Raw genomic sequence first — 815 nt, forward strand, 5'->3', positions numbered from 1 at the left:
ACCCGCATGTTTGAAGGCTCTTCTTTTAAACTCAATCCAGAAGTCGGCCGCAAGCTTTACCAATGGCTTGAGCTCGGTATTGACGTGAAAGCAGAGGAAGAAGCCGAACGTATCCGTTTGATTGATGAAATTAAAGCGATTGTTTCCGGCAACGAAGCAGCCGCGCAGATGGTTGAAGAATTTCAGATCAAAGCAAATAAAAAACTTGATCAATGGACTATTAAGTTGGCATCTGCCGCACTTGATAGATTACAAGCTTTAAAGACTAAGGAGGAAAAATAATGTTTACAGTAGACCACAGCAAAGGTGAAGCTTTTGAACCGATTAAACCAGGAGAATATGAAGCAACAGTTATCAATTTTGAGGAGAAAACAGCAGCCTCATCCGGAAATAAAAGGCTTGTCGTAGACTATGAAATCCGTTCTGACGTTGAGCAGCCATGTCAGGGTCAAAAAATCCTATACGATAACTTTACGGTTACAGACAATGCTATGTGGAGATTTCATCAAGCATCAAAGGCCGCAGGTTTTCCAAACGGAATGAAATTTAAAGATCATATTGAATGGGCCAATGCGTTCCTGAATAAGCCGGTTCGCCTGGTTGTCGGAGAACGAGAGCATAACGGCAAAAAGTATCCGGAAGTCAAAGCGTTTAAGCCGTCTGAGGCACCTGCACCGGAAGCAGCTCCAGTTAACATCAGTGACGATGATGTACCGTTTTGATCATAAAAAACACATTTGAGGGAGTGTATAGCTCCCTCGTTTTTAAAGGGGAGTTATCACATGTACGAATTTAAGAACATACCGCAAGAGCTA

At 42.5% G+C, this 815-nt stretch carries 1 protein-coding gene and 1 pseudogene; both read left to right on the forward strand.

Annotated features, from left to right (window positions below; translation table 11 throughout):
* Nucleotides 1-282, forward strand: a pseudogene (locus tag QMZ64_RS23010) (AAA family ATPase); the annotation flags it as partial.
* A complete protein-coding gene (locus tag QMZ64_RS23015; RefSeq protein ID WP_061578359.1) occupies nt 282-722 on the forward strand; it encodes a DUF669 domain-containing protein in 441 nt (146 codons plus the stop codon). The pseudogene QMZ64_RS23010 and the gene QMZ64_RS23015, both read left to right, overlap by 1 nt.
* Nucleotides 723-815: the final 93 nt, after the last annotated feature.

Origin of the sequence: Bacillus sp. LB7 (assembly GCF_030449715.1) — a bacterium.
Lineage (GTDB): Bacteria > Bacillota > Bacilli > Bacillales > Bacillaceae > Bacillus > Bacillus paralicheniformis.

What these genes read in the sequence shown, in the direction of transcription:
- QMZ64_RS23015 (WP_061578359.1), top strand. Translation starts at nt 282, where the DNA reads ATGTTTACAGTAGACCACAGCAAAGGTGAAGCTTTTGAACCGATTAAA.